The organism is Robinsoniella sp. RHS, from assembly GCF_001029355.1.
Taxonomy (GTDB): Bacteria; Bacillota; Clostridia; order Lachnospirales; family Lachnospiraceae; genus Robinsoniella; species Robinsoniella peoriensis.
Genome location: NZ_JNGB01000152.1, coordinates 1 through 3,495, shown reverse-complemented (window position 1 = coordinate 3,495; position 3,495 = coordinate 1). Strand labels below are relative to the sequence as shown.

Genomic DNA, 3,495 nt, shown 5'->3' with positions numbered 1-3,495 from the left:
CACAGACAGCAGGATTAAAGGATATCAATGCAGAAATACCATCACCTAATGGAGATATCGCTGTAACAGTGAAAGAAACAGATACAGATACCACTTTAGGAGTAACCGTACCGGAAGGTTCGAAAAGTGCTGATATCTATGTTCCAAGAATAGAGGGCAAACAGACGATGATCCAGTTAGGAGATCAGACAATCTATGCTGACGGATCTGTTCTTGATTTACCGGATGGAGTTACTTATAAGGATGAAGACAATGAATATGTAGCATTCACAGTAGAAAGCGGAACGTATTCATTTGTAAGCAGTGAATATACAGGAGAAGAAAAAGAGCAGTACGATGTAAATGTAAAAGTAGTGGGACAGGGAACGATACAGGTAAATGGAGCAGATATTACAGTGCCGTACCAGAGCCAGGTTAATAAAGGTGAAAAAGTAACCGTTACTGCAGCACCGGCAGAAGGCTGGGTAATTCAGAAAATAACAGGTACATATCCGGAAATTATTTCTGATGAAAACAGCAAGGTTCCTTATACGAAGGAAATCACAGTAGACCGGAATGTAAATTTCACAGCTGTATTTACAGAGATTCCAAAGGAAAGACATGTATTAACCGTTGATGCAAATGGTTTGGAATATGCAGCGAATGTTAAGATTAACGGTGTAGAGAAGAGAATTCCATTTGCAGGGGCCTTTAAAGAAGGACAGGAAGTAACTATTGAAGCAGAAGTACTGCTGCCGTTAAACTATGAATTTTCAGGTTGGAGCACAGAAACCGGTACCACAGATGGAAACACAACAACGGTGACAATTGGCAGGGAAGATGTTGATGTTTCCTTTGAACTTACAGAAAAAGTGGAAAAAATTACTCCGGTAATCGTCACCGTAGCAGACAAGCCAGGTGCCTCCGGTTCCTGGGATAAGAGCAAATTAACAGATGGACAACGCATTTCCACAAATGATTCAAACGGATTTACTTCTGATATTTATAGTACAAAAGATATCAGTAAAAATCCTCATAATATTGTTCTGGATCTTGGAGAAGTGAAATCTGTAAATCAGGTAGCTTTATTCCCAAGGACAAATGCAGCTGCAGGAGATAATTTAAGCTGTGCGTTTCCGGAATGCTTTAAGATCTATGTAAGTACAGACAATAAAAACTGGCAGTTAGTGAGATCTGTAGTGGATCAGCCAAACCCGCGCTTTAAAGAGCAGGTTTACAGTTTTGCATCCCATGATGCAAGGTACATTAAGATTACCACAACCATACTTGGGGATGTGGCAACCGATGAAGGCAGCCCGAATAATTTCCGTGTACAGCTTGCAGAAATTGAAGTGTACAGCAATCCGGAAGTAACACTTCCTTCCAAAGATGCATTAATAAACGTATTAAAAGAAGCAGATGATGTAAGAAAGACAGAAAAATATTTAGAAGCAACTCTTGCAACACAGGAAATATTTGATGAAGCATACAATACAGCTCAGGCGGTACTGGAAGAAGAAGATGCAGATGCAGATAAGGTAAATGGGGCAGAACAGGGAATGAGAAATGCAATTGACGGACTGATTCCTGCACCGAAGCCAATTACCCTTGTGGATGAAGTAAACGGAATTTCTATCTATGCAGAAGCAGGAGTACTGCCGGATAATGTGGAATTAAGAACAGCCCTGATTGAAGCAGGACATGAAAAGAATGAAACCGTAACAGAGGCAATGAAGGATGTTACCGATGAATTTACAGCATTTGATATTACTCTATGGGCTGATAACGTGGAATTAACCCTGGGTGAAAACCACGTCACTGCCGCTATGAAGGTACCGGCTGGCTATGACACCGGTAAACTTGCATTATTCTATGTATCCGGGGATGGGGAGAAGACAGAACTTTCCTTTACCTATACAGACAGCAATAAAACAGATATCCGGTTCCAGGCAGATCTTCTTGGAAGCTATGTGCTTGCAGACGGAGCAGGTGAAGGCGGCGATTTAGCTACACTGAGTACCATAAAAGCCTCTGCATTAAAGCCTTCAATGCTATGGGATGAAACAACAAAGGTAAGCCAGATTATGGCATATGACACCAGAGGCCAGATTGTAGACTTGACAAATGCAGTCATTACATATGATACCAGCAACGGTAATGTTGCCGCTGTAGATGAAACTGGTTTGATAACAGCTAAAAATACGGGAACAGCAAAAATCTTTGTAAATGTTACTTTAGATGAAATGCAGGCATCCGGTTATGTCAGAGTAACTTCAGCAGAACCGCAGATCATAAATCCGGTAAAAGCAGAAGCAGGCAAAGACAGTATAACGTTACAGACTGCAGACGGGTACGAATATGCATTATGGACAGGTAATACAGGATTAGTATTTACAGAGAATCCTGTATTTACAGGATTAAATCCGGCAACGGAATATGTCTTCTACCAGAGAATCGCTGCAAATGAAAACCATACAGCAGGAAATTTAAGTGAAGCATTGAGCATTACCACAGACAAAGAAATGATGACTGGTACTATCAGCCTCTCAGGTACTGCAAAAGAAGGGGAAACACTTACCGTAAATACATCAGGTATCCAAAATCCAAAGAACCTGGTATATGTATGGAAACGCGGAGACCAGGGTATTCAGGGTGCAAACGGAACATCCTATAAGCTTACAAAGTCTGATGTAGGACAAAAGATTTCTGTAGTTGTAACATCTGAGATTATGGCTGGTATCTTTACCGCGACAACAACAGAAGCTGTAAAACCGGCAGAAGTATCAGTAACAGGAGTCACTTTGGATAAGACAAGCATGACTTTGGAAAAAGGTAAGAGTGCAGTATTAAATGCAGCCGTTGTACCAGCCAATGCAACCAATCAGGCAGTGACCTTTAAGAGCAGCAAGACATCGGTTGTTACGGTGTCCCAGAGCGGCAAAGTATCTGCGAAAAAGGCAGGAACAGCTGTTATTACAGCGGTAAGTGCCAATGGAAAAACGGCTGTATGTAAAGTTACGGTAACACAAAGGCCAACGGGTGTTAAATTAAACAGAACAAGCAAGATACTGGGTGTAAAGGAAACTTATACCTTGAAACCAACGCTGAAACCTTCCTATGCTTCCAATAAAAAATACACATGGACATCCAGTAATAAGAAGGTTGTAAAAGTAAACTCCAAGGGAAAATTAACGGCAGTAAAAGAAGGAACCGCTACCATAACTGTGAAAACAAGCAATGGTAAAAAGGCAATTTGTAAGATAACCGTTAGAAAAGCACCGGTAAAGCTTACCTTAAATGAAAAGAGTAAAACATTAAAGGCAGGCAGGACATTTGCATTAAAAGCAAAACGTTCCAGCAAAAGTGCAGGCAAGATTACCTATACAAGCAGTAATCATAAAATTGCAACGGTCAATTCCAAGGGTGTAATTAAAGCAGTAAAAAAAGGTCAGACAATCGTTACTGCTAAATTATACAATGGCAAATCAGCACAAATTAAGATAACCGTAAAATAAC

At 40.6% G+C, this 3,495-nt stretch carries 1 protein-coding gene; it reads left to right on the top strand.

Annotated features, from left to right (window positions below; all coding sequences use genetic code 11):
- Window positions 1-3,494 (top strand): Ig-like domain-containing protein (locus RHS_RS32085; RefSeq protein ID WP_395023582.1); only part of this gene is annotated, 3,494 nt, incomplete at its 5' end.
- Window position 3,495 lies beyond the last annotated feature (1 nt).